Origin of the sequence: Thiohalobacter sp., from assembly GCF_027000115.1 — a bacterium.
Classification (GTDB): domain Bacteria; phylum Pseudomonadota; class Gammaproteobacteria; order Thiohalobacterales; family Thiohalobacteraceae; genus JALTON01.
Genome location: NZ_JALTON010000047.1, coordinates 16,795 through 40,598, shown reverse-complemented (window position 1 = coordinate 40,598; position 23,804 = coordinate 16,795). Strand labels below are relative to the sequence as shown.

At 67.1% G+C, this 23,804-nt stretch carries 19 protein-coding genes and 1 tRNA gene; 10 read left to right on the top strand and 10 right to left on the bottom strand.

Features of this window, described 5'->3' with window-relative positions:
* Positions 1–356, bottom strand: a 356-nt coding sequence (locus MVF76_RS08590) for an S-adenosylmethionine:tRNA ribosyltransferase-isomerase (protein ID WP_297528399.1), incomplete at its 3' end; no start/stop codon positions are given.
* 71 nt (positions 357–427) lie between these two features.
* Here MVF76_RS08590 and MVF76_RS08585 point away from each other — a divergent pair.
* Together MVF76_RS08585 and glgP are read left to right on the top strand one after the other, a co-directional pair.
* Positions 428–514 (top strand) — tRNA-Leu (locus MVF76_RS08585).
* A 154-nt stretch (positions 515–668) separates the two neighbouring features.
* Positions 669–3,230: an alpha-glucan family phosphorylase gene (glgP, locus tag MVF76_RS08580; RefSeq protein ID WP_297528398.1), complete on the top strand. Its 2,562-nt coding sequence runs from the start codon at positions 669–671 to the stop codon at positions 3,228–3,230.
* A 57-nt stretch (positions 3,231–3,287) separates the two neighbouring features.
* Here the strand turns inward: glgP and malQ are convergent, their stop codons facing one another.
* The 3 genes from malQ to glgC are packed head-to-tail and all read right to left on the bottom strand — an operon-like array spanning position 3,288 to position 7,719.
* Positions 3,288–4,736, bottom strand: coding sequence for a 4-alpha-glucanotransferase (malQ, locus tag MVF76_RS08575; RefSeq protein ID WP_297528397.1), 1,449 nt, complete (start codon positions 4,734–4,736; stop codon positions 3,288–3,290).
* Positions 4,737–4,742: 6 nt separating this feature from the next.
* Complete coding sequence (locus MVF76_RS08570; protein ID WP_297528396.1) at positions 4,743–6,461, bottom strand: glycoside hydrolase family 57 protein; 1,719 nt, start codon at positions 6,459–6,461, stop codon at positions 4,743–4,745.
* On the bottom strand, positions 6,451–7,719 hold the full coding sequence (gene glgC / locus MVF76_RS08565; protein ID WP_297528395.1) for a glucose-1-phosphate adenylyltransferase: 1,269 nt from the start codon (positions 7,717–7,719) through the stop codon (positions 6,451–6,453). The genes MVF76_RS08570 and glgC overlap by 11 nt, the downstream gene beginning before the upstream one ends.
* A 128-nt stretch (positions 7,720–7,847) precedes the next feature.
* Between glgC and glgB the strand changes: the two genes are divergently transcribed.
* Positions 7,848–10,034 (top strand): 1,4-alpha-glucan branching protein GlgB, encoded by a 2,187-nt coding sequence (gene glgB, locus MVF76_RS08560; protein ID WP_297528394.1) that lies wholly within the window; start codon positions 7,848–7,850, stop codon positions 10,032–10,034.
* A gap of 78 nt (positions 10,035–10,112) precedes the next feature.
* Complete coding sequence (locus tag MVF76_RS08555) at positions 10,113–12,863, top strand: sensor domain-containing protein (RefSeq protein ID WP_297528393.1); 2,751 nt, start codon at positions 10,113–10,115, stop codon at positions 12,861–12,863.
* On the opposite strand, the gene MVF76_RS08550 is transcribed toward MVF76_RS08555, so the two are convergent.
* Positions 12,848–13,681 carry a DUF3108 domain-containing protein gene (locus MVF76_RS08550; protein WP_297528392.1) on the bottom strand — a complete coding sequence of 278 codons (834 nt, stop codon included), beginning with the start codon at positions 13,679–13,681 and terminating at the stop codon, positions 12,848–12,850. The two genes, MVF76_RS08555 and MVF76_RS08550, sit on opposite strands and share 16 nt — an antisense overlap.
* Before the next feature lie 117 nt (positions 13,682–13,798).
* Here MVF76_RS08550 and mog point away from each other — a divergent pair, with 117 nt between their 5' ends.
* From mog to MVF76_RS08530, 4 genes are all read left to right on the top strand, one after another.
* Complete coding sequence (gene mog / locus MVF76_RS08545) at positions 13,799–14,338, top strand: molybdopterin adenylyltransferase (RefSeq protein WP_297528391.1); 540 nt, start codon at positions 13,799–13,801, stop codon at positions 14,336–14,338.
* 101 nt (positions 14,339–14,439) lie between these two features.
* Complete coding sequence (locus MVF76_RS08540; protein ID WP_297528390.1) at positions 14,440–14,646, top strand: hypothetical protein; 207 nt, start codon at positions 14,440–14,442, stop codon at positions 14,644–14,646.
* 24 nt (positions 14,647–14,670) lie between these two features.
* Complete coding sequence (locus MVF76_RS08535) at positions 14,671–15,243, top strand: DUF4124 domain-containing protein (protein ID WP_297528389.1); 573 nt, start codon at positions 14,671–14,673, stop codon at positions 15,241–15,243.
* Complete coding sequence (locus MVF76_RS08530; protein WP_297528388.1) at positions 15,243–15,416, top strand: hypothetical protein; 174 nt, start codon at positions 15,243–15,245, stop codon at positions 15,414–15,416. The genes MVF76_RS08535 and MVF76_RS08530 overlap by 1 nt, the downstream gene beginning before the upstream one ends.
* A 437-nt stretch (positions 15,417–15,853) precedes the next feature.
* Here the strand turns inward: MVF76_RS08530 and amrS are convergent, their stop codons facing one another.
* Positions 15,854–16,969 (bottom strand): AmmeMemoRadiSam system radical SAM enzyme, encoded by a 1,116-nt coding sequence (amrS, locus tag MVF76_RS08525; RefSeq protein ID WP_297528387.1) that lies wholly within the window; start codon positions 16,967–16,969, stop codon positions 15,854–15,856.
* A gap of 166 nt (positions 16,970–17,135) precedes the next feature.
* On the opposite strand from amrS, the gene amrB reads away from it, so the two are divergent.
* Both amrB and amrA read left to right on the top strand, forming a co-directional pair.
* On the top strand, positions 17,136–17,927 hold the full coding sequence (gene amrB / locus MVF76_RS08520) for an AmmeMemoRadiSam system protein B (RefSeq protein WP_297528386.1): 792 nt from the start codon (positions 17,136–17,138) through the stop codon (positions 17,925–17,927).
* Entirely contained in the window at positions 17,905–18,495 is a 591-nt protein-coding gene (gene amrA, locus MVF76_RS08515) for an AmmeMemoRadiSam system protein A (RefSeq protein WP_411293552.1), read from the top strand. Before amrB ends, amrA begins: the two co-directional genes overlap by 23 nt.
* Positions 18,496–18,499: 4 nt before the next feature.
* On the opposite strand, the gene MVF76_RS08510 is transcribed toward amrA, so the two are convergent.
* From MVF76_RS08510 to MVF76_RS08495, 4 genes are all read right to left on the bottom strand, one after another.
* Positions 18,500–20,272: a hypothetical protein gene (locus MVF76_RS08510; RefSeq protein WP_297528384.1), complete on the bottom strand. Its 1,773-nt coding sequence runs from the start codon at positions 20,270–20,272 to the stop codon at positions 18,500–18,502.
* 11 nt (positions 20,273–20,283) lie between these two features.
* Entirely contained in the window at positions 20,284–21,921 is a 1,638-nt protein-coding gene (locus MVF76_RS08505; RefSeq protein WP_297528383.1) for a vWA domain-containing protein, read from the bottom strand.
* A 158-nt stretch (positions 21,922–22,079) separates the two neighbouring features.
* Positions 22,080–22,736, bottom strand: coding sequence for a thiopurine S-methyltransferase (locus tag MVF76_RS08500; protein WP_297528382.1), 657 nt, complete (start codon positions 22,734–22,736; stop codon positions 22,080–22,082).
* On the bottom strand, positions 22,726–23,691 hold the full coding sequence (locus tag MVF76_RS08495) for a PilZ domain-containing protein (protein WP_297528381.1): 966 nt from the start codon (positions 23,689–23,691) through the stop codon (positions 22,726–22,728). Before MVF76_RS08495 ends, MVF76_RS08500 begins: the two co-directional genes overlap by 11 nt.
* Positions 23,692–23,804: the final 113 nt, after the last annotated feature.

The following is a 23,804-nucleotide window of genomic DNA, read 5'->3' as shown; positions in this document are numbered from 1 at the left end:
CCGAGCACCCTCACATCGAGCGCCGATTCCAGGCGCAGTTCGCTGCCCGGCCGGGGCGACTTGCTGGCCCGGACGTGGGCCAGCGCGCGTCGCCTGTCCAGCACCCGCTCGATCAGCACCTCCACCCGGCCCCCGGTGGCCTTCTCGCCACGCAGCCGGGCGGGAATCACCCGGGTGTCGTTGAACACCAGCAGGTCGTCCGGATGCAGTCGCGCGTCCAGGGTCGCGAACCGGCTGTCCTCCAGCGCCCCGGTGCGGCCGTCGAGCACCAGCATGCGGCTGGCGCCGCGCTCGGCGAGCGGCACCTGGGCAATCAGCTCGGGCGGCAAATCGTAGGAAAAGTCATGGCGTTGCATGGCGCGGCATCCTAACACAGGCCGCTTGTACCGCGGTTCCGTTGCCTTATACTAGCCACCCTGACTTCCCGGCCGGGATGGCGGAATTGGTAGACGCAGGGGACTCAAAATCCCCCGGTGGCAACACTGTGAGAGTTCGAGTCTCTCTCCCGGCACCAGTTTCCTGTATTCGGATTTCCTGCAAGCCGTCCGGATTGGCACGACAACTGCGGCCTGTCGGACAGAATGTCCCGGCGCGGCCCTTTCCGCACCAGTACGGTGCGCGGGCCGATTTTCCGGTAAGGCCCCATCTTCCACCCGAGAGGCTCGAACATGGCTGGTACGCGTTTTTCCATCGAGGTCCAACCCCGTATCCCGGAACGACTTCGCCGCCTGCCGGAACTGGCCAACGATCTTTTCTATTCCTGGGATCGCTCGGTCCGCGGACTGTTCTTCCGGCTCGACCGCGAGCTGTGGGAGAAGTGCGGCCATAACCCCAAGGTGTTCCTGCGCCGGGTCGCCCAGCAGCGCCTGGACGAGGCCGCCGAGGACCGGGTGTTCCTGGAAGACTACAACCGCACCCTGTCCGACTACGACACCTATCACCAGGAAACCCAGCGCACGGGCATCAACCAGTACATCGACCCCGACAAGGACCTGATCGCCTACTTCTGCGCCGAGTTCGGGCTGCACGAGAGCCTGCCCATCTATTCCGGCGGGCTGGGCATCCTGGCCGGCGACCACTGCAAGGCCGCCTCCGACCTGGGCATCCCCTTCGTCGGCGTGGGCATGCTCTACCGCCAGGGCTATTTCACCCAGACCATCGACGGCCACGGCAATCAGATCGCCCGCTACACGCCGGCCCACTTCGAGGATCTGGCCATCCGCCCGGCGACCCTGGACGGCAACCAGGAGATCCACGTCTTCGTCGATCTGCCCGGCCGCAGGGTCATGCTCAAGGTCTGGGAGGCGAAGGCCGGACACATCACCCTCTACCTGCTGGACTCGGACCTGCCCGAGAACCAGGAGGCCGACCGTGCCATCACCTACCAGCTCTACGGCGGCGATCTCACCACCCGCATCCAGCAGGAGATCGTGCTCGGTATCGGCGGCGTGCGGGCGCTGCGCGCTCTGGGCCTGTCGCCCACCGTCTGGCACATCAACGAGGGCCATGCCGCCTTCATGGTGCTCGAGCGCTGCCGCGAATTGGTGAAGCGCGAGCAGATGGACTTCGCCAGCGCGCTGGAACTGGTGGCGGCCAATACCGTATTCACCACCCATACCCCGGTGCCGGCTGGCCACGACATTTTCGACCATGGACTGATCCGCAGCTATTTCGAGGGCTTCGTGCAGGAACTCGGCATCCCCATGGACGAATTTCTCGGCCTTGGCGCCAGCCCCACCACTCAGGGCGGCTTCAACCAGACCGCGCTGGCACTGCACGGCTCGCGCTTCCACAATGGCGTCAGCCGCATCCATGGCGGCGTCGCCTCGCGCATGGAAGGCTATATCTGGCCCCAGATTCCGCATCGCGAGAATCCCATCGGCTACGTGACCAACGGCGTGCATGTCCCCACCTTCCTGGCACGCGACTGGGCCAATCTCTATGACATGCGCTTCGGGCGCGAGTGGCGCAACGAGCTGCTCAACGACACCTACTGGGAACGCGTCGACGAGATCCCCAGTCACACCTTCTGGTCGCTGCGCCAGACACTCAAGGCCGATCTGCTCGAAAACGTCCGCCAGCGGGTGACACTGCAGAACCGGCGCAATGGTGTGTCCGATGCCCATATCGAGCGCATGACGCGCTTTCTCAACCCGCACGAGACCGATGTCCTGGTCATCGGTTTCGCACGTCGCTTCGCGACCTACAAGCGCGCCACCCTGCTGTTCTCCGACCCCGAGCGCCTGGCGCGCATCATTTCCGAGGCCGGGAAGCCGGTGGTATTCATGTTCGCCGGCAAGGCGCACCCGAATGACATCCCCGGCCAGAAGCTGATCCAGGTCATCCACGAGTTCTCGCGCCGCCCGGAATTCATCGGCCACATAATCATGATCGAGGGCTACGACATGGCGCTGGCCCGCAAGCTGGTCACCGGCGTCGATGTCTGGCTCAACAACCCCGAGTATCCGCTGGAAGCCAGCGGCACCTCGGGCCAGAAGGCCGGCATCAACGGGGTGATCAATCTGAGCGTGCTGGACGGCTGGTGGGGCGAGGGCTACAACGGCGAGAACGGCTGGGCCATCACCCCACATGGCCCCCAGTACGATCCGGCCTATCGCGACCAGGAGGAAGGCGCCGAGCTTCTGGACATCCTCGAGCACCAGGTCATTCCGCTCTATTTCGACCGCAATGCCCATGGCTACTCGGATGGCTGGGTGCGCATGTCCAAGGCCTCGATCAAGTCCATACTGCCCCAGTTCAACTCCCAGCGCATGGTCATGGACTACATCCGCGGCTTCTATGGTCCGGCAGCGGCGCATGCGCGCACCCTGGCTGCCAATGACAACAGCGGTGCGCGTGCGCTTGCGACCTGGAAACACAAGGTCTGGAAGGCATGGCCCCAGGTGTCGCTGCGTCTGGCGAGCGAATCGCCCCAGCAGATCGCTGCCGGCGCGACCGTCGACCTGCGGGTGGCGGCACGGCTGGATGGCCTGAATGCCTCGGACGTGAAGGTGGAGTGCGTGGTCGGCACCGAGGACGAACATGGAGAATTCCTGCCCGCCGACCGCTTCGAGTTCAGCCCGGCGGGGACCAACAAGGACGGCGAGACCCTGTTCAGCCTCAGCCTCGCGCCACCGCTGCCGGGGCTGCAGTTCTACAAGCTGCGCATGTACCCGTACCATCCCATGCTGGCCCACCCCTTCGAGCTGGGCTGCATGCTCTGGTTGTAAGGCCCGCGCGACAGCGGGCAGCGCCGATGCGGCCAAGGAGGAAGCGCCCGTGGCCGGTCAGATGCGCCCGTACAGCGCATTGAGCGCGCGCAGTCGTCCCGCCAGATCCCCCGGCACCATCTCCCATTCGAAACGCCAGCGCCAGTTGCCTTCGGTCTCGCCCGGGCGATTCATGCGGTGGGCGCTGTCGAGTGCCAGCACGTCCTGCATGGGTACCACCGCCAGCACCGCCACCGACGCCAGAGCCGCGCGGATCAGCGGCCAGGGCATGGCCTCGCCCGGATACCCCAGATAGTCCCGCACATGGGCCTGCAGTTCCGGTGGCGCGGATGCATACCAGCCGAGCGTGGTATCGTTGTCGTGGGTACCGGTGTAGACCACGCTCAGGGGTTCGTGCCAGTGCGGCAGATAGGGATTGTCGGCACCGCCGCCGAAGGCGAACTGCAGGATCTTCATGCCGGGCAGCCCGAACTCGCGGCGCAGGGCCTCGACCTCGGGCGTAATGGTACCCAGGTCCTCGGCCACCAGCGGCAGATCTCCGAACACCTCGCGCAACCGGGCAAACAGCGCCCGCCCCGGCGCATGCACCCAACGCCCGCCGATGGCCGTCTCGGCCTCTGCCGGTATCTCCCAGCAGGCCTCGAAGCCGCGGAAGTGGTCGATGCGTATGAGGTCGAACAGCTCGCGCTGGGTGCGCAGGCGCTCCACCCACCAGGCGAAGCCGTCGGCCTGCATCCGTGACCAGTCATAGAGCGGGTTGCCCCAGCGCTGTCCGGTTTCGGAAAAATAGTCGGGCGGGACGCCCGCGACCACCGTGGGCTGGCCCTCGTCATCGAGGAGGAAATACTCACGGTGCGCCCAGACCTCCGCGCTGTCATGGGCCACGAAGATCGGCATGTCGCCGAACAGGCGGATGCCGGCGGCACGGGCATGATCCCTGAGTGCCTGCCACTGGCGGAAGAACAGGAACTGTTCGAAGGCGATGCCATCGATGCGTCCGGCGAGGTCGTGGCGGGCCGCCTTCAGTGCCGCCGGCGCACGATCACGCAGCGCCGGCGGCCAGTCGATCCAGGACTTGCCGCCCTGGGCCTCGCGCAGCGCCTGATACAGTGCAAAGTCCGGCAGCCAGGCGGCATGCGTGTTGCGAAAGGCATCGAACGCATGCCGGATTTCCGGGTCGGCCTGCCGCCGGAAGCTCGCATGGGCGATGGGCAGTGCCTCGGTGGATGGCCGGCCCACGTCCTCCGCACCCAGCCAGCCGTCATCGACCAGGGCCCGCAGGCTGATCAGCTGCGGATCACCGGCATGCACTGAGGTGCACTGGTAGGGCGAGAGGTCTTCGTGGGTGGGACCCAACGGCAGCATCTGCCATACACCCATGCCGGCAGCGGCGAGAAAGTCGATGAAGTTGTGCGCCTCCCGCCCGAGGTCGCCGCGCGGCTGTGGTCCCGGAAGGGAGGTGGGATGCAGCAGCAGCCCGGCCCGGCGTGGCCAGTCCCGGTTCATGGCCACTCAGTGACTGCCCTGACCATGCCGCATCACGCCGCCATGAGCGGGTGCCGCGGCCGAACCGCCGAACGAGAAGGCATGTGCCAGGTACTCGGGCGGTTCGCGGCCGAGACGCTGGTAGAGGTTGATGAGCTGCAGACGGTAGAGACGATCGAAATCCTGCACGGTGCCGGCCGGGTTGTAGTCGCCGAACCACCAGAACCAGTCCGAGCCCTCGCAGATGCCCAGCTGCCGTTCCGCCGCCTCGCGCGCGGCCTCGTCCAGCCGGCCCTGCGCCATCACTTCGTCGAACACCTGCTTGGCCTCGGCCAGCATGTCCCATGCACGATTCTTGTCGGCATCACCGATCCAGGTAGAGAGCGTGCCGTAGACCCAGCTTCCGGCCACCAGGGTGTTGAGGGTACCCGGTACAAGCCCGCCGTCCAGCGCCTCGGAAAAGGTGGCAAGCCGCAGCTTCGGGTGCGTGGACAGGCCCCGATACAGCGCCTCCAGGAAGTAGTAGCCGTTCTCGGGATAGTACTCCCAGGCGTTCTCGCCATCGAGGATGACAGGCACCAGGTGTTCACCCGGCGCCTCGAGGCCATCGGCGATGGTCTCCAGGTGATGCAACAGGTTGGCCACCGCATCATCGGCATGCCAGTCCGAATAGGTGAAGCCGACCAGATCGGACAAGCCGTCATCGCGGAAGAAACAGTTGAGCTGGCCTTGTCCCAGCCGGTGCGGCCGGTACAGGTTCTGCGCCCGCGGCAGGGACTTGAGTTCGGGATGCCGCGCGATGCTGTTGAACAGTACCGTCTCGCCGCTGGCTGCCCACGCGAAGCCTTCCTGTTCCAGCAGTTGCAGCGTGGCCTCGCTCACCGCGCCTTCCGAGGGCCAGCAACCCCGCGGCCGGAAGCCGAAGTGACGCTCGAAGCTCTCCAGTCCCCGCCGCACGTGCCAGCGCGCGCGGTCCATGCCGCCGGGATACACGGAGGCGTTCGGCAGCGGCGCGTCCGGCAGGGCCTCGCGCGCCACCTTGAGGTCGATCAGCAGCGGCAGGATGGGATGCGCCCAGGGCGTCACCGAAAGCTCCACCCGTCCCTGCCCGGCCAGGGCACGGTAGCGGCCGATGACCCCGCCGAGCAGCTCGCTCATGACGGTCAGCAGCTCGCGGCGGTCGTGGATGGTGTAGTGGCTGCCCTTCTCCTCCAGCGCCTGGATGCGCGTGTCACTGCGCCGAACCGTCTCGCCCATCCAGGCGAGGTGGTACCACACCATGAGATCGACCAGGAACTGCTCGGACAGATAGCCCTCGGCACCGGGGCGCTCCAGCACCCAGCGGGCCAGGTCGACCAGTTGCCGGAACGGCGGGAAGCGATCCACCAGCCGCTGCTCGTTGGCGCGCAGGCAGGCCCGTACCAGCTTCAGCCGGGACTCGGTATCCGGCGGCAGCACCGGGCAGGCGAGCGCGTCCAGCAGCGGGTCGTGCATGCCTTCGCCACGTTCCAGGAAGCGGCGCAACTGCCGCGCATAGTCCTCGATCTGCTCCAGCAGGATGGGCGCGAAGTTGACCACGGCGCGCGCCTGCGGATTGGCCTCCAGGTGCGCGACCATGTCCACATAGTCCTTGATGCCGTGCAGATAGACCCAGGGCTGCTGGTAGACACCGGAACCGGCGTCGCGGTAGTCGGGCTGGTGCATGTGCCACATCAGCACCACGTTGAGCCGCGCCTCAGCGGACATGATGCAGTTCCTGACCCAGCATCTCGGGCGTGACCAGTACCACGCCTTCCGGCGTGATGTGGAAGCGCTCGGCGTCGGCGACCGGGTCCTCGCCGATGACGGTATTGGCGGGGATACGACAGCTCTTGTCGATCACCGCGCGCCGGATGCGGCAGTCGTGGCCGATATCGACATTGGGCAGCACCACGGCATCCTCCAATACGGCCCGCGAATGCACCTTGACGTTGGAAAACAGCAGCGAGTGCCGCACCTTCGCCCCGGAGATAATGCAGCCGCCGGACACCATGGAGTCCACCGCCATGCCACGGCGGTCGTCATCGTCGAAGATGAACTTGGCCGGCGGCAGTTGTTCCTGGTAGGTCCAGATGGGCCAGTCGGCATCGTACAGGTTCAGTTCGGGCGTCACGCCGATCAGCTCCAGGTTGGCCGCCCAGAAGGCATCCACCGTCCCCACATCACGCCAGTAGGCCTGCCGGCCGGTGGCCGGATCACGGAAGGGATAGGCCACCACCCGGTGGGTGTCGATCACGCGCGGTATGATGTCCTTGCCGAAGTCATGGGCGGAGGCCTGGTCGTCGGCGTCACGGATCAGCTGGTCGAACAGGAAACGGGTGTTGAACACGTAGATGCCCATGGAAGCCAGTGCCGTGTCCGGCTTGCCGGGAACGGGCTCGGGCTGCTCGGGCTTCTCGTGGAAGCGTGCCACCTGGCCGCGCTCGTCCACCGACATCACGCCGAAGGCGCGCGCCTTGTCCAGATCCACCTCGATGCAGCCCACGGTCATGTCCGCGCCCTGCTTGACATGCTCGGCGATCATCGGGCCGTAGTCCATCTTGTAGATGTGATCGCCGGCGAGGATGAGTACGAACTCGGGATCGTGCAGGCGAATGATGTCCAGGTTCTGGTACACGGCGTCCGCCGTGCCCTCGTACCAGGAGGTCTCGATCCGCTGCTGCGCGGGCAACAGCTCGATGAATTCGCCGAACTCGCCCCGCAGGAAGTTCCAGCCCCGGTGGATGTGCTGGATCAGCGAATGTGCCTTGTACTGGGTGAGTACGCCGATGCTGCGAATGCCGGAATTGAGACAGTTCGACAGCGGAAAGTCGATGATGCGGAACTTGCCGCCGAAGGGCACTGCCGGCTTGGCGCGCCACATGGTGAGATGCTTGAGTCGCGAACCCCGGCCGCCCGCCAGAATCAGTGCCAGGGTGTTGCGCGTGAGTCGGCTGACGAAACGCCGTGTCTGGCCGGTGTACATCCGATGCTGCTCCTTGCTTCCGCCCCCGTGATGGCGGCGCCACCTGTGCGCCGCAGGCCTATGGTACCATCGGAACCAGCAGGTACCATGACACTTTTGCTGCCCCGCCACCGGCTCCGGGAGACCCCATGAACAGCCCCGTGCTCGACGCCGATCTCCAGCCCGATCCCGATGCCCTGCGGCGCATTGCAGAGGCCCGCCACCATGACCCCTTCGAGCTGCTGGGTCGCCACGGCGACGGCCGCCGCGAATGGGTCCTGGTTTACGCCCCGGGCACCGATTCGGTGCGCCTGCCCGATATCGATGCGGCGATGGAACGGCTCGGCGACAGCGACTTCTTCCGCTGGCTGGGCCAGCCGGGGCAGTTGCCGCGCCACTACCGGCTGGAGTGGCGCCGCGGCGGCGAGGCACGCATCGGCCACGACCCCTACGACTTCCCGCCGCTGATCAGCGACTTCGACCTGCATCTGTTCGGCGAAGGCCGCCACTGGCACGCCTACCGCTTCCTCGGCGCCCATGTGCATCAGGTGGACGGCGTCGAGGGCGTGCTGTTCGGCGTCTGGGCGCCCAATGCCGAGCGGGTCAGTGTGGTCGGCAACTTCAACGGCTGGGACGGCCGCCGCCATCCCATGCGGGTACGCGGTGGCAGCGGAGTGTGGGAGATCTTCATCCCGGAACTGAACGCCGGCGAACTGTACAAGTTCGAGATCCGCCACCGCGCCAGCGGAATGGTGCTCACCAAGACCGACCCCTACGGCCGCGCCTTCGAGCTGCGCCCCGGCACCGCCGCCCGGGTGGTGGCCCCGTCATCCCATCGCTGGGACGACGCCGACTGGCTCGCCGACCGGCGCCAGGCGCCCTGGCAGCACCGGCCCATGTCCATCTACGAGGTCCACCCCGGTTCCTGGCAACGCGACGCCGATGGCGGCTTCCTCTCCTATGACGATCTGGCCGACCGGCTGGTGCCCTATGTCAGCGAACAGGGCTTCACCCACATCGAGCTGCTGCCCATCACCGAACACCCGCTGGATGCCTCCTGGGGCTACCAGACGACCGGCTACTTTGCGCCCACCAGCCGCTTCGGCGATCCCGACGGCTTCCGCCGCTTCGTCGACCGTTGCCACCAGGCCGGCATCGGCGTCATCCTCGACTGGGCGCCGGGCCACTTCCCCCGCGACGGCTTCGCGCTGGCGCGCTTCGACGGCAGCCCGCTGTACGAGCACGAGGACCCGCGCCGCGGCGAGCACCGCGACTGGGGCACGCTGATCTTCAACTACGGCCGCAACGAGGTGAAGAACTTCCTCATCGCCAGTGCCGTCTACTGGCTGGAGGAGTTTCATCTCGACGGCCTGCGCGTGGATGCGGTCGCCTCCATGCTCTACCTGGACTACTCCCGCGAGCCGGGCGACTGGGTGCCCAACATCTACGGTGGCAACGAGAACCTGGAGGCGATCGACTTCCTGCGCGAGCTGAACCAGGTCACCCAGGGGCAGCATCCCGGCGCACTCGTGATCGCCGAGGAGTCCACCGCCTGGCCGCAGGTCACGCGTCCGCCCTGGCTGGGCGGACTGGGCTTCGCCATGAAATGGAACATGGGCTGGATGCACGACACCCTGGAGTACATGAGCAAGGATCCGGTCCACCGCCACTACCACCACGAGCGGCTCACCTTCGGGCTGCTGTACGCCTTCACCGAGAACTTCGTGCTGCCCTTCTCCCATGACGAGGTAGTGCACGGCAAGGCATCCATGCTGCACAAGATGCCCGGAGACGAGTGGCAGCAGTTCGCCAACCTGCGCCTGCTCTATGCCTACCAGTGGACCTACCCCGGCAAGAAACTGCTGTTCATGGGCAGCGAATGGGGCCAACGCAGCGAGTGGAACTTCGATGCGCCGCTCGAATGGCAGGCCCTGGACTATCCTCCGCACCGGGGCGTGCAGTCACTGGTGGCCGACCTCAACCGCCTCTACCGGGAGCAGCCCGCTCTGCATGCACACGATTTCGAGGCCGGGGGCTTTGCCTGGATCGACTGCCACGATGCCGACCAGTCGGTGATCAGCTACCGCCGCCGCGCCGGTGACGAGGAAGTGATCGTGGTACTCAACTTCACCCCCGTGGTGCGCCACGGCTATCGGCTCGGCGTCCCGACCCCCGGCTGGTACCAGGTGCTGCTCAACAGCGACTCGGCGTTCTACGGCGGCAGCAACACCGGCCTGCCCGGCGCCATGAGCCAGGACCTGCCCTGGATGGGACTGCCCTGCTCGATCGAGCTGACCCTGCCGCCGCTGGGGGCGCTGATCCTAAAGCGGACCTGAAAACGGCCGACAAACCGGCTGTCGGCACCCGCCCGCGGTTTGGGCTATGCTTGACCACCATCGCCCACGGGGGACTGCATGTCATCGATCGATCCTCTGCGCACGGATGCCAGCGAGGCGGAACTCGATGCCTCCCTGCTGAAACTGCACGAGACCCTGGCCAGTCAGCGAGGGCTGGACTACCTGCGCGTGCTGGCCCGCGACCTGCGGCTGCTGGTCGGGGCCGATTACGTACTGATCTCGGGGTTTATCGACAATGCCCGCACCCGCATGCGCACCCTGCTGCTGCACGGACCCGAGGGCCTGCTGGAGAATTTCGAATATTCACTGGCCGGATCGCCTTGCGAACAGGTGATCGCGGAAGGCCATGCGGCCATCGGCCGCCGGCTGGCCGAGCGCTTTCCGCGAGACCGCCTGATCGGTGAAATGGGCATAGAGGCCTATCTGGGCGCGGCGCTCAGAGATCGCGACGATGATCGGCCCATGGGCATCCTGGCCGCACTGTTCCGCCGACCGGTCGACGACGCCAAAAGGAAACTGCGCGTATTCCAGGTTTCCGCGTCCCACGCCGGCGCGGAGTTCTCGCTGGTCGCAACCCACCAGCGGCTGCAGGAATCCGAGCGCCGCTACCGGACCCTGTTCGAGGCCGGCGGCGACGCCGTTTTCCTGATGCGCGACGACCGCTTTGTCGACTGCAATGCGCGGACACTCGAAATGTTTCGTTGCAGCCGCGAACAGATCATCGGGCAGCCGCCTTACCGTTTTTCCCCCGAACGCCAGCCCGACGGCCGCGACTCCCGGGAAAAGGCGCTGGAGAAGATTGCCGCCGCCTTCACCGGAGAGCCCCAGACGTTCGAATGGGTCCATGTTCAACACGATGGCACCCCCTTCGATGCGGAGGTCACCCTCAACCGGATCGACCTGGACGGCGAACCCCACCTGCAGGCCATCGTTCGCGATGTCAGCGAGCGCAAACGGAACGAGGCCGCGCTGGCAGGCTACCGCGAGCGACTGGAGGCCTCGAACGAACTGCTGGCCCTCCTCAACCGTTTGCATCTGCGACTGCTGAAATGCCGTGACCTGCGCGAGCTGGCCGCGCACACGGTCGCGGCCCTCTCGGAGTACAGCGAGGCGCCGCACGTGGCCTGCTATGCACTCGACGAGGATGGCGAGCACCTGGACCTCATCGGTTACCACGGCTTCGACGAGTCCGACTTCCCGGAGCCGGTCCGGGCCCGCGGCTGGCGACTGCCGCTGCGCGGCAGCCTCAGCGGCGCGGCCGTGCTGCAACAACAGATACTGACCAGCAGCGACCTGGCCACGGACAGCCGGGTCGAGGCCTCTCTGCGCCAGGTCCTCGCGCGCCTCGGCCTGCGCAGCCTCGCCGTCATCCCTTTGTTCCACGGCGGCGATGCGCTCGGCGCGCTCAACCTGCTGCACGAAAAACCCGCGGCCTTCGAGGACATCGACCGCGACACCCTGGCCACCATCGGCCATATCGTCAGCCTCGCCATGGCCAATGTGCGCAACCGCGAGCGGCTCGAATACCAGGCCTATCACGACACGCTGACCGGGCTGCCCAACCGGCTGGCGATACAAACCGCGCTGGCACAGGCCCTGCAAGCCCCGCGTGACGGGCGCCGCAGCGCCCTGCTGCTGCTGGACCTCAACAAGTTCAAGGAGATCAACGACGCCCTGGGCCACCCGGCCGGCGACGCCATCCTGCGCCAGATCGGCCCCCGGCTGGAACCGCTGCTGAAGGATGTCGGCGAGGCGCCGGTGGTGGCTCGGCTCGGCGGCGACGAATTCGCCCTGGTGCTGCGGGAAATCACCGACAGTGGCGAACTGGAACGCCTGATCCAGCGCATCCTCGCCACCCTGAACGCACCCTTCGAGGTCGACGACATGCTGCTCGACATCGGCGCCAGCATCGGCATCGTGCTCGCGCCGGATGACGGCGATTCGGTCGACGAGCTGCTGCGCCGTGCCGACATCGCCATGTACCGGGCCAAGGCCGAGGACAAGGAATACTGCTTCTACCGCCCCGAGCTGGATACCAATACCCCGCGCAAGATCGCCATCATCCGCGACCTGGGCATGGCCATTCGCGCGGGCCAGATCGAATTGCACTACCAGCCCAAGGTGCGCTGCCCGGACGGCCGGTGCGTCGGGGTCGAAGCGCTGGTCCGCTGGCGTCATCCCGAAATGGGGCTCATCTACCCGAACGACTTCATCCCCCTGGCCGAGATCGGCCACATGATCTTTCCGCTCACCGAGGCGATCATCCACCTCGCCTTCGACCAGTACCGCGAATTCCGCAGGCGCGGACTGGATATGCCGCTGGCGATCAACCTGTCGCCGCGCAACCTGCTCGACCAGCACTGCATACAGCTCCTACTGGAGCAGGCCGCGCGCGAACGGATGCCCGCCGGCGCCGTCGAGCTGGAGATCACGGAAAATGCCCTGATCCGCGACCCGGAACGCGTGGCCGAAAGCCTGCGGGTCCTGTCCGAGGCCGGCTATCCCGTCGCCATCGACGACTTCGGCACCGGCTATTCCTCGCTGGCCTATCTCAAGCGCCTGCCGCTGGATGCGCTCAAGATCGACCGCACCTTCGTCATGGACATGTTCCGCAACGAGCAGGACGCCATCATCGTCCGCTCCACCATCGCCCTGGCGCGCAACCTGGGTCTCAAGGTGGTGGCGGAAGGCGTCGAGGACCAGCAGACGCTGGACGCGCTGCGGCTGATGGGCTGCGAGATGGCCCAGGGCTACCACATCGCCCGGCCGATGCCGGTCGAGGCGCTGTACGACTATCTCGGCGCCTGAGCCGCGCGCGTCTCGCGCAGCGCCTCGCAGGCCAGCCCCTCGGCGGGCAGCGGCACCGGCTCGCGTTCGATGGCGATCAGGGAACTGACGATGCTGCCGATGCGCACCCGGGATTCCATCCGCACCGGGAGATGCCGGGCATCATCGGTCAGCCAGATGAAGATGTCCCCCGTGCGCTTGAAGATGCCCTCGGTCTGCAGCCGCGGGCGGATCACGACCGTCGGCGTGTCCTTGCCCAGCAGGGTATCGATGCGTTCCCGCCGCAGCACCTCGATCTCCAGCAGATAGCTCTTGCCCTTGTCGAACACCGGGATCCGCCAGGGCCCGGCGTCCGGCGCCAGGTCCAGCGCCCGGGTGCGGAAAAAGGCCGTCACCATGTCGGCGACATCCTCGGGCACCGGGAACGCGCGGCGCCTTCCCTTCAACCGGTCGTGTTGTACGACTTCCCCCGCCCTGGAGAAGTCGCTCACCAGTTCGCTGCGATGGCTGCCCTCGGTCTGGGAATAGCGGTACTGCAGCGGGCGCAGGTGGCCGTCCTCGCGCAGCACCTCGACCGCGGCGAGATCGCGCACCCGGTAGAACAGATCCAGCGCGGCATTGGAGCAGGCCTCCACCCGCAGCAGCACCCGTGCCTCGCCCCGCGGCCGGGCCTCGACCAGCGCCACGCCGGCCGGCACGAACAGCCAGCGGATGTCGAACAGCAGGCGCTCGTAGGCGCCATCCCAGCCGGCCGCGCGCGGTGATGATAGGGTCGCTGCCAGCAGGATCGCAAGCAGCGACCGGCTGCGCCCGACGTGGCGACGACTCACCCCGATCATTGAGTGCTTCCCGAAACGGATGATGATCGCCACATCATACCGTTGGCCGTCGCTGCCGCGAAACGCGCCTGCCGTTTGCTATACTGCCGGCCCCTTCACGGCATTCCGAGGACACCCATGACCGTCCAGACCGCACGCATCGGCATCGTCACCGTTTCCGACCGCGCCAGCCGCGGCGAGTACGAGGATCTGGGCGGACCCGCCATCCGTGCCTGGCTGGAGAAGGCCCTGGTCTCGCCCTGGGAACCGGTGGCCCGGCTGATCCCCGACGAGCAGCCCCAGGTCGAGGCCGTGCTGCGCGAGCTGTGCGACGAGGAACATTGCTGCCTGGTGGTCACCACCGGCGGCACCGGGCCCGCGGTGCGCGACATCACCCCCGAGGCGACCGAGGCCGTGTGCGAGAAAATGATGCCGGGCTTCGGCGAGCTGATGCGCAGCGTGTCGCTGCAGTTCGTGCCCACCGCGATCCTCTCGCGGCAGACTGCCGGCATCCGCGGCCAGGGCCTGATCGTCAACCTGCCCGGCAAGCCGGCGGCCATCGCCGACTGCCTGAATGCGGTATTTCCGGCCATCCCCTACTGCATCGACCTGATCGGCGGTCCTTTCCTGGAAACCGACCCCGAGGTGATCAAGGCCTTCCGGCCGAAGGCGAAGTAGGCATCCTCCGGGCATCCCGGCGGAACATCCGGGTCAAGGCCCCTCCCGAGCAGCCGATAACCCTCATGAGCATGAGCTGTTCGCGCACGGGAGGTGGTCCCATGAACGTGCTGCTGTTTTTCCTCGCGACCCTGATGGCCGGCGCCGTGGCCGGCCTGGTAAGCGTGCTGCTCGGTGCCGGCTTTTCCAGTTGGCCGCTGGCCGGCGTGGCCGGGCTTGTGGCATTCTGGGCCCTGGAAGGCTGGTTCCACGAGGCCTTCGGCTATCATCCGGCCGAGGCCTGGCTGGAACGTCTGCTGAAACACTGAGCGATGACCCGCAGGGAGGCACGCATGCGCAAGGCAGCGATGGTGACGGGCCTGTTCCTGGCCCTGCAGGCCGCTTCGGCCGCGGCAGCGGTCTATCGCTGCCAGGACGGCAACGGCCACGTGAGCTATTCCCGGACGCCCTGCCCCCCGGATCAGCAGGCACGCACCCTTCATGGCATGGACGCGCGCCCCCAGAGCGCCGGCGCGGCCGCTGCGTGTGACGCCGCGCGCGCCTTCGCCAGCGGTGCCTTCGAGGAACTGAGGGCCGGCGTGGAGATTCCGGAACAGATCGACGCCCTGGGCGGCGTGAACTACATCAGCCCGCCCCTGCTGAACCTGCTCAACTTCGTCAACCAGTACCGCTACAACGAGCGCATCAGTGCCCATGCCGTGGGCCGCCTCGCCCGGGCCAAGTGCCGCAACGGCGGTTTCGGCGCCCTGAGCGCCACCGATTTCCCGCGCCCGACCGAATCGGTCGGTGACGTCACCCCTGCCCCCGAATCGCCCGGCAAGGCGCCGCCCGCCGTGGATTACGACCAGCTCCCGCCGGACTGGTATGCCGATCTGCTCAAGCGCTCCGGCGGCACCGCACCCTGATGCCCGAACTGGTCACCGACAGTCCGGTTCGCCTCTGGCCACTGCTGATGGGCTGGACCATCGTCGTCATGCTGCACCTGTTCGGCTGGCGCCGGCAGGCCTGGATCGCCACCGCCGGCATGGCCATCGTCAGCTATGCCGTGCTGTCCGCAGCCTTTCGTCTTCCCGGGTAGGCGCAACGAAGGCAGGGCTATCAGCGCCTGGCCACGAGAGACGAACGCCGAGCGCACAGAGGCGCCGGGCACGCCGAGATGCTCTGGTCCGGGAGCGTCCCATCTGTTGCCCCCGATGACGCCAAGCCCCCCGGCTGAGGGGCATACCTCAGCGGACTGGTAGGATGGGCAAAGGCGCGCAGCGACGTGCCCATCAGCACCCCCTGACCCTCATGATGGGCACGGCCCTTCGGGCCTTTGCCCATCCTACAGATTCACAGGACTTCGATGTTCAGACAATTGTGAGACGACCCATATCTCTCGTCGGCCGGGCGGCGAGAGACGAACGCCGAGCGCACAGAGGCGCGGCGCATGCCGAGGTGGTCTGATCCGGAACCGTCCCGTCGGTTGCCCCCGACGACGCCACGGCCCCTGCGCCGGGGGCGGAGGGTCGCGCCTCAGCCAAAGGCGGCCAGCCTTACCGGCAGCCGCTTGGCACCCCAGGTGCCGGGCCTGTCCTCGAACACGCCGGCAATGGTGCCACCGCAGTGGCCGCAATGGCCCTCCGCTGTCAGGTTCCAGTCGGTGATCACATACCAGTCGCGGCCGATGACGCACGTGCCGCAGTGCGGGCAATAGGTGCTCTCGCCGGCCTCGTCGTGCACGTTGCCGGTATAGGCATAATGCACACCATTGCGCAGGGCGATCTCGCGCGCCCGGGTCAGGGTCTGCGGCGGCGTCGGCGGCGTGTCCATCATTTTGTAGTCGGGATGGAAGGCCGTGAAGTGCATGGGCACGTCCGGACCCAGATGCGCCACCACCCACCGGGTCATGGCGTCGATTTCCTCGTCGGAATCGTTCCAGCCGGGGATCAGCAGCGTGGTGATCTCCACCCAGACATCGGTTTCCTTCGCCAGGTATTCCAGCGTATCCAGCACCGGCTGCAGGTGACCGCCGGTCAGCTTCCAGTAGAAGTCCTCCGTGAAGCCCTTCAGGTCCACATTGGCGGCGTCCATGTGGGCAAAGAATTCCTTGCGCGCTTCCTCGGTGATATAGCCGGCGGTGACCGCCACCGAACGGATGCCGCGCTCGTGGCAGGCTTTCGCGACGTCGATGGCGTATTCGTGGAAGATGACGGGGTCGTTGTAGGTGTAGGCAACGCTGCGGCACCCCAGCGCCTCGGCCACCCGAGCGATCTTCTCCGGCGAGGCCTCGTCGGCAAGGGTGTCGATCTCGCGTGACTTGCTGATGTCCCAGTTCTGGCAGAACTTGCAGGCCAGGTTGCAGCCCGCGGTACCAAAGGACAGCACCGGGGTCCCGGGCAGGAAATGGTTGAGCGGTTTCTTCTCGATGGGATCGACGCAGAAGCCGCTGGAGCGGCCATAGGACGTCAGCACGATCTTTCCATCCTGGTTGGCGCGCACGAAGCACAAGCCGCGCTGGCCCGGCCGCAGCTTGCAGAACCGCGGGCAGAGATCGCACTGGACGCGGCCATCCTCCAGCGTGTGCCAGTAGCGGGTTTCCTTCACGTAGCGCGGATCCCAGTCCGGCTGATGATGTTCCTGATCGCTCATGCGCCGACTCCTCACATTTCCGGGCAGGCCTGTTGCACATGCCCTGGTGCAATATGCGCGCTGGATCAATATGGGGACGATCCGCCGCGGCCGCAACGGCAGACGGGCTTGAATTTGACCTGCCTCAATACTATGTGAAGGACAGGGAAGCCGCGGAGCAGTCGTCATGAGCAGGATTCGCCCGCCGGCCGTCGCCGGCACCTTTTACCCGGACGAGCCGGAACGGCTGCGCGCGGAGGTGCGTGCCTTCCTGTCGCATCCGGCCCGCATCAGCTCGCCGCCGCCCAAGGCGGTGATCGTGCCGCACGCCGGCTACATCTATTCCGGCCCGGTCGCCGGCACCGCCTATGCGCAGCTCGTACCCCTGCGCGGGCAGGTGCGGCGCGTGGTACTTCTGGGCCCGGCCCACCGCGTGCCTGTGCGGGGGCTGGCCGCGCCCACGGCCACCCATTTCCGTACCCCGCTGGGCGACGTGCCCGTCAACCAGGCCGCCGTCGTTGCGCTCGCCGAACGGCTGCCGCAGGTCGTGATCCGCGACGATGCCCACGCCTGGGAACACAGCCTGGAGGTGCAGCTGCCCTTCCTTCAGGAGGTACTGGAAGACTTCGAACTGGTGCCGCTGGTGGTCGGCGACGCCACCTACGAGGAAGTGCGCGAGGTGCTGGATGCCTTCTGGGACGACCCGGAAACCCTGATCGTGATCAGTTCCGATCTCAGCCATTACCACGACTATGCCACCGCGCGCGCCATGGACAGCGCCACATCGAAGGCGATCGAATCACTGCGGCCGGAAGCGCTGGACTACGACGATGCCTGCGGCCGCATCCCGGTGGGCGGCGCCCTGCTGGCGGCGCGGGCGCGCGGCCTGCGGGCAGAGACACTGGATCTGCGCAACTCGGGCGACACCGCCGGTCCCCGCGACCAGGTGGTGGGGTATGGCGCCTATGTCATCCACTGAACCGCGTTTCGACAGCACCCGGCGCGCAGAGCTGCTGCGGCTGGCGCGCGCATCCATCCTCCATGGCCTGGAAACCGGTCGCCCGCTGGCGGTCGATCCGGCCGACTTCGATCCGGAGCTGGCGGCGCCGGGCGCGGCCTTCGTGACCCTGCATCGCCAGGGCGAGCTGCGCGGCTGCATCGGCAGCCTGGAGGCCCATCGCCCGCTGGTGGTGGATGTCGCCGAGAACGCCTTTGCCGCGGCCTTTCGCGATCCCCGCTTCCCCCCGCTGGCAGTCGATGAATTCGACGACCTCGAGATCGAGATCTCGGTGCTGTCGCCGCCGGAGCCGATGGCGTTCACCGACGAGGCCGACCTGCTGCGCCAGATCCGCCCCGGGGTCGACGGCCTGATCCTGGAGGACATGGGTCGCCGCGGGACCTTCCTGCCCTCGGTCTGGGCGCAGTTGCCGCGGCGCGAGGACTTCCTCGCCCATCTAAAGCTCAAGGCCGGGCTGCCTCCGGGCCACTGGTCACCGACCGTCCGGGTTTGGCGTTACACCACGGAATCGTTTGCGGAACAGCAATAGTTCACTACCTTTGTCCGGATTTCGCTGCGCTGGATCCGGCCTCACGCAGATCGGCATCCGGGCCCGCCTGCAGGGCACCGTCGATGAGAGCATCGATGTCGTGGGCGTCGGCCTCGCCGGTCTTGTCTCTTTCTCCCGTCCCCGCAGCTTCCTTCGCGGCCTCCTCGGCAAGATTGAGATTGGCACCGACCGGCATGACCACCTCCCGTTCAGCATCCGCCTCGGGGGACGCGCTGGAAACCGCTTGATCTCCGCCCGGCGCAGTCGTCGCATCGCTGCCGTCGTCCGGCGCATCGTCCGCCCCGGCCGGGCGCGCCTCCGACAGGACCTCCATGTCATTCTCGGCAACCGCGGGCTCAGCTGCATCATCGTCTGTCGCGGCCGGCGCGGCCTCCCCACCCGTGGGCACTGACGCCATCGGGGCGTCAACGTCCTCGTCGGTAACCGGCTGCGCGGCTTCCGTGCTGTCCACCGCGCCACCCCCGGCCTGCCCTGCCGATTCCAGCAAGGCATCCACGTCGACCGCTTCGCCGATGTCCCCGGTGTTCACCTCCTCGACCCGTTCCGCCTCGGCGGCTTCGGCCTCGGCCAGAACCTCCTCGAACACCGGGTTCACCGCCTCGCTGGCCTGCTGTTCGGCAACAGGATCCCCGGGCGCCGATGCCTCCGCTGAATCCGCTTCCGCCATGGTTTCGGCTCCGTCCGGTGCCTCCGGCGCGATTGTCGTGGCCGATTCCGCCACCTGGCCGGTCTCGCCGATGGCCTCCCCGGAAACGCTGTCCTGCAACGCCTCGACCTGCGCTCGCAGCTCCTCGACCTCGTCGCGCAGATGGGCATTCTCGTCTTCCAGTACCGAGACACACATGCCCAGCTCCTGGTTGGCACGCTGCATCCTGCCCATCGCCTCCTCGAGTTCCTGGGCAACCTCGCCATCGGAAACCGCCTCGTGCAGCATCCGCTTCAGGTCATCGATGGTGCGCTGCTGGTTGCTGACCAGATCGCGCAGCATGTCGGCGTCCGGCTCGTGGCTTGCCGATGCGCCTTCGAACCCGGACATGCCGCTGGCCTCGAGCGCGCGCTGCACCTGCTCGGCACGTTCGCCCGCCGTCTCCAGGCGGTGGATCATGGCCTGTACTTCCTCGGAGTCGTCAAACGTCTCCTCCAGCAACTCACGCAGGTCGCGCATGACCTCGTGCTGGTTGTCGATGACCGACCGGAGATGGGCGATCTGATCCTCGAGCTGCTGATCGCGGCCGAGGGTCGCCGGCTCCGATGATGACTCGACCCCGCTGGTTTCTTCGGCCCCGGCACCCGCAGCGACCTGGTCGACCGGGAACAGGGTTGCCAGCAACGCCTCCATGCCCTCCACGATATGCCTGCGCTTGGCCTCGGGGTCCTTGCCCATGCGCTCGGCATCCAGTTCCATCTGCAGGAACTGGTGGCGGGCGGCGAGCATCTGGCGAACGCGGTCGTCCCCGGCCGCGCCCTCGCCGGCAGCCTGCTCGTCGGTTTGCGGTCCGAGCATCAGGGTGGACGCCTCGAGTTCCAGTCCGAGGAAGTCGGCGTAGTGCTGCTGCGGCCCGCTCTCGCCCTCACTGGCCGCAACCGGCTCGACCGGCTCGGGTTCGGCGCGCGCGGCCTCGGCCAGCGCCGATTCCAGTTCGACGATGCGCGCGCCCGCCCGGCGATTGCGCAGCCAGAGCCAGATGGCCACGCCACTGACCACGAAGACCAGTTCGAGGACACCGAGCAGGCTGTAGAGCAGGGTCGTGTTCATGGCGTGCGGACTCAGACCTCGAGGCCGTCACCCTCCCCGGCTTCCCCGCCCCCTTCTTCCTTGTCCTTCGCTGCCGCGGCGCGGCGCTTGCGCAGGAAGATGACCAGCGCGACGACCATGGCGATGAGCAGGTTGACCAGCACGAACAGGGATACGATCAGCCCGATATTGGGGCCCTCCTCCTCGGGCTCGTCCTCGACAATCTTCTCTTCCATCGGCGCCGGCTCGGGCTCGGGTGCCGGCTCCGGTTCCGGCACTGCCTCCGCTTCCGGGGCGGGCTGCGGTTCGGGCTCGGCTGCCTGTTCCTGCTCAGATTCGGGTTCGGCAGGCGCCGGCAACGATGCCCCTTCGGGGGCGGGCGCGACCTCGACGAACAGCACTTTCTCGCGCTGGAAGGTTTCACCCGTGGCGATGGCCCGCACCCGATGGGTGCCGGGCTGGGTGAGACTCATCAGGCTGGCGTGGATACCGTCGCCGGCCTCGCGATCGCCTTCCTGGCCGGTGTCGGCCAGCGGCACCTGCACCTTGCTGCCGTCGGGGGACTCGATCTCCAGCCGGAAACGGGTGGCGCGCAGGATTTCCGGGCGCCGGAGGGTGTGCCCGTCCTCCTTGAGCCAGGCCTCGGCCAGTACCTCGGCACCCGAGACCACCTTGTCGGTACCGACGCGGGCACCCAGGCCCAGGTTGGTGACGACATAGGCGCGGTTATCGCCGGCATCCGAAATGAGCCGCCACTGGCCGGGCGGCGGCCCCTGGATGGTGATCATGTCGAACAGGTCGGAACGGAACCAGCGCACCGCGCGCCCGGCCACTTCGCGGGTGATGACCCGGCCGTCGGGCATGCGCAAGCTGATCTCGGTATCCGGCGTCGGCTTGGAGGCCACGACCGTGACCTCCTCGACGGCCGAATCGACCAGAAAATCGCTGCCGTCCATGGGCAACTGGTCGGGCTGCTTGGCGCTCTCGAAGATGGCGCTGAACACCGAATGCAGCTCGCGGTCGTTGGAAGCCAGCCGCGACAGCGCCCCGGTGCCCGTGGCCAGTTCGCGCATCAGGCTCATGTCGGAGGCCTCGGTGAAGGCGATGGTGTAGACCTCGATGCCGTCCTCCCTGAGCTGAGCGATCAGGCGCTCCCGGATGTCCTGCACCAGCTCGCGATCGCGCACGTGATCGCCGGTGTCCATGTGGCCGTCGGACATGAGCACCAGCATGCGACGCCGGTCGGGCCGGCCTTCCTTCATCAGCATCTCGCGGCCCTTCTCCAGGGCCGCGGCGAGGTTGGTGTAGGCCCCGCGGGCGGACACCTTCTCCACGCCCGCGAACAGCTTGTCCCGGTTGGCCGGCGTAGCCGGGGTGAGATGCACCACCGGATAGCCGTCGTCGCTGAAGCTGATCAGCCCCACCCGGTCGGATGCGCCCAGCAGCGAGATGAACATCTTGGCGGCGGGCACGCGGCGACGGCGGGGATCGGTTTCCTTCATGCTCCCGGAGCTGTCGATGACAAGCACGGCATCCACGCCGCCGGAGGCCGCGGCTTCCTCGGCACGGGCGTCCTGCCAGACGAGCTGGGAGAACAGGATCAGCAGCAGCAGGGCGGCCGACCACAGTGGCAGACTGATACGGGCGATTGCCCCGGAACCTGGCTTCATCTCGGGTCCTTCCCTCTTGCTGACTCCCTGAAACCCCATTTGTTTCATACGGTTGGACAGGACCACCCGCATGGGGACGGCACGCCTGCCCGGCTGTCAGAGGTTAACGGCCACGGGGGCAAAAGCCTTGAATTCAGGGACTTGGTGGAAAGCCGTGATCAGCGTCTCACCAGTCGGAAGACGCTCTCGACCAGGCTGCTCAGGCCGCGCTCGCGGAAGCGGGGATTTTCGTCGAGGATGTCGATGCGGTCGATCTCTTCCACTGCAAAACCCGCACCGTAGCGTTCGCGGATCTCCTCTGCGGAAACGGAGAAGGGCGGGCCCTCCATTTCGTCCTGCGGGTATTCCATGCTGACCAGCAGCATCCGCGTGCCGCGGCGCAGCAATTGATAGAGGTGGGCGACGTAGCGGCCACGCATGCTCGCCGGCAGGGCGACCAGCGCGGCACGGTCGTAGACACCGGCAACGGCGCCGAGCCGCCGGGCGTCCAGCTCGAAGAAGTCACCCTGCAGGATGCGGATCTCGTCGCGGTACCATTCGCGGAAGGGACCCTGCTCGCGCACCGTGGCCTCGAGTCGGTTTTCGGCAAAGAAGTCGCGTACCGCGATCTCCGACAGTTCGACGCCGGTCACCGCGTGGCCCTGCCCGGCCAGCCACAACATGTCGCGACTCTTGCCGCACAGCGGCACCAGCACGCGGCTGCCCGGCGCCAGCGCCAGCCCGGGCCAGTGCCGTTCGAGATGCAGGTTGACTTCGTCCTGATGAAATCCGATCTGATTGGCTTCCCAGCGCTGGCGCCAGAAATCAGCCTCCATCGTCGGGCTCCGTATCGGCCGACAACGGGTCGAAGCCAGTGAGACAGTCAGGGTCGGGCGGTGCCTTGAGCAGCGCCGCCTTGATGGCCAGTACCGACAGCGTGGTCAGGGTCACGAACGTCTCGCCCTGCTGAAGGGTCTCCAGCCGCAACACCAGCCGCCGGCCCGCACGCCGGAGCACGCGACCGCCGAGGGTGAAACGCTGGCCGCTGCCATGGATGTCGAGCGCAAGGATGACCCGCCGACCATCCCGCAGGGCAGCCACGTCCTCGTCTTCCTTGTCGAGCAGGATCTGGGTCGCCGTTTCCGAGAAGTCGACCAGGGTGCAGGCATGGGCGCGTCCACCCGTGGCCGCGCGCAGCTCGGCCGGCTGGGCCGTCTCGATCCGGTAGTAGCGGCGCTGGTCGTGGAACTCCAGGGTATCCGGGAACACGCGCAGCACGGCCACGGAATGGTTCTGGTACACCCCGCTGTCCAGGTGCTCGACACGCCTCACCTCGCTGAGCAGGTAAGGTGTCTGGCGATCGACCGTGGCACCGATCAGCGTAAAGCGGTTGCCGGGCGCGAAGTGGCCCAGGCGATCCAGCTCGGCACGACTGACATAGTCGATCCGGGCCTGCTCGCTGCGATCGTAGGGGATGAGAAACTCGAGGGATTGCAGCTTGTCGAGGCGCGCTTCGCCGATCATCAGCCGCGCCGGCGCGCCATTGTCGGCCTGCAGCCGATAGTCGCCGGGCGCGAACAGCTCATGCCCGTCGATGCGGTAGCCGAGCAGCAGCGAATCCAGTTGCACCTCGGACTCGAATTCCGGAAACAGGCGCAACGGCGCCCCGAGCGGGTACAGCTCCGCCAGCGAGGCGAACCGGCTGACCGGCACCGGGCCGGTCGGCGGTTCCAGCCGGGCCGGGGTGACGGTCTCGTCGTCGGCAGAACGACCACGCAGAAATCGGAACATGACCTTACCTCGCCTGGGTGCGCGTCCGGCCATCCCTGACCCTCTTTCCTTTGTAACGGCAACGGGCCGGGATGTGAAGCCCCGGGGGGTCGTTCAAACCCCTTCCTTGAGCG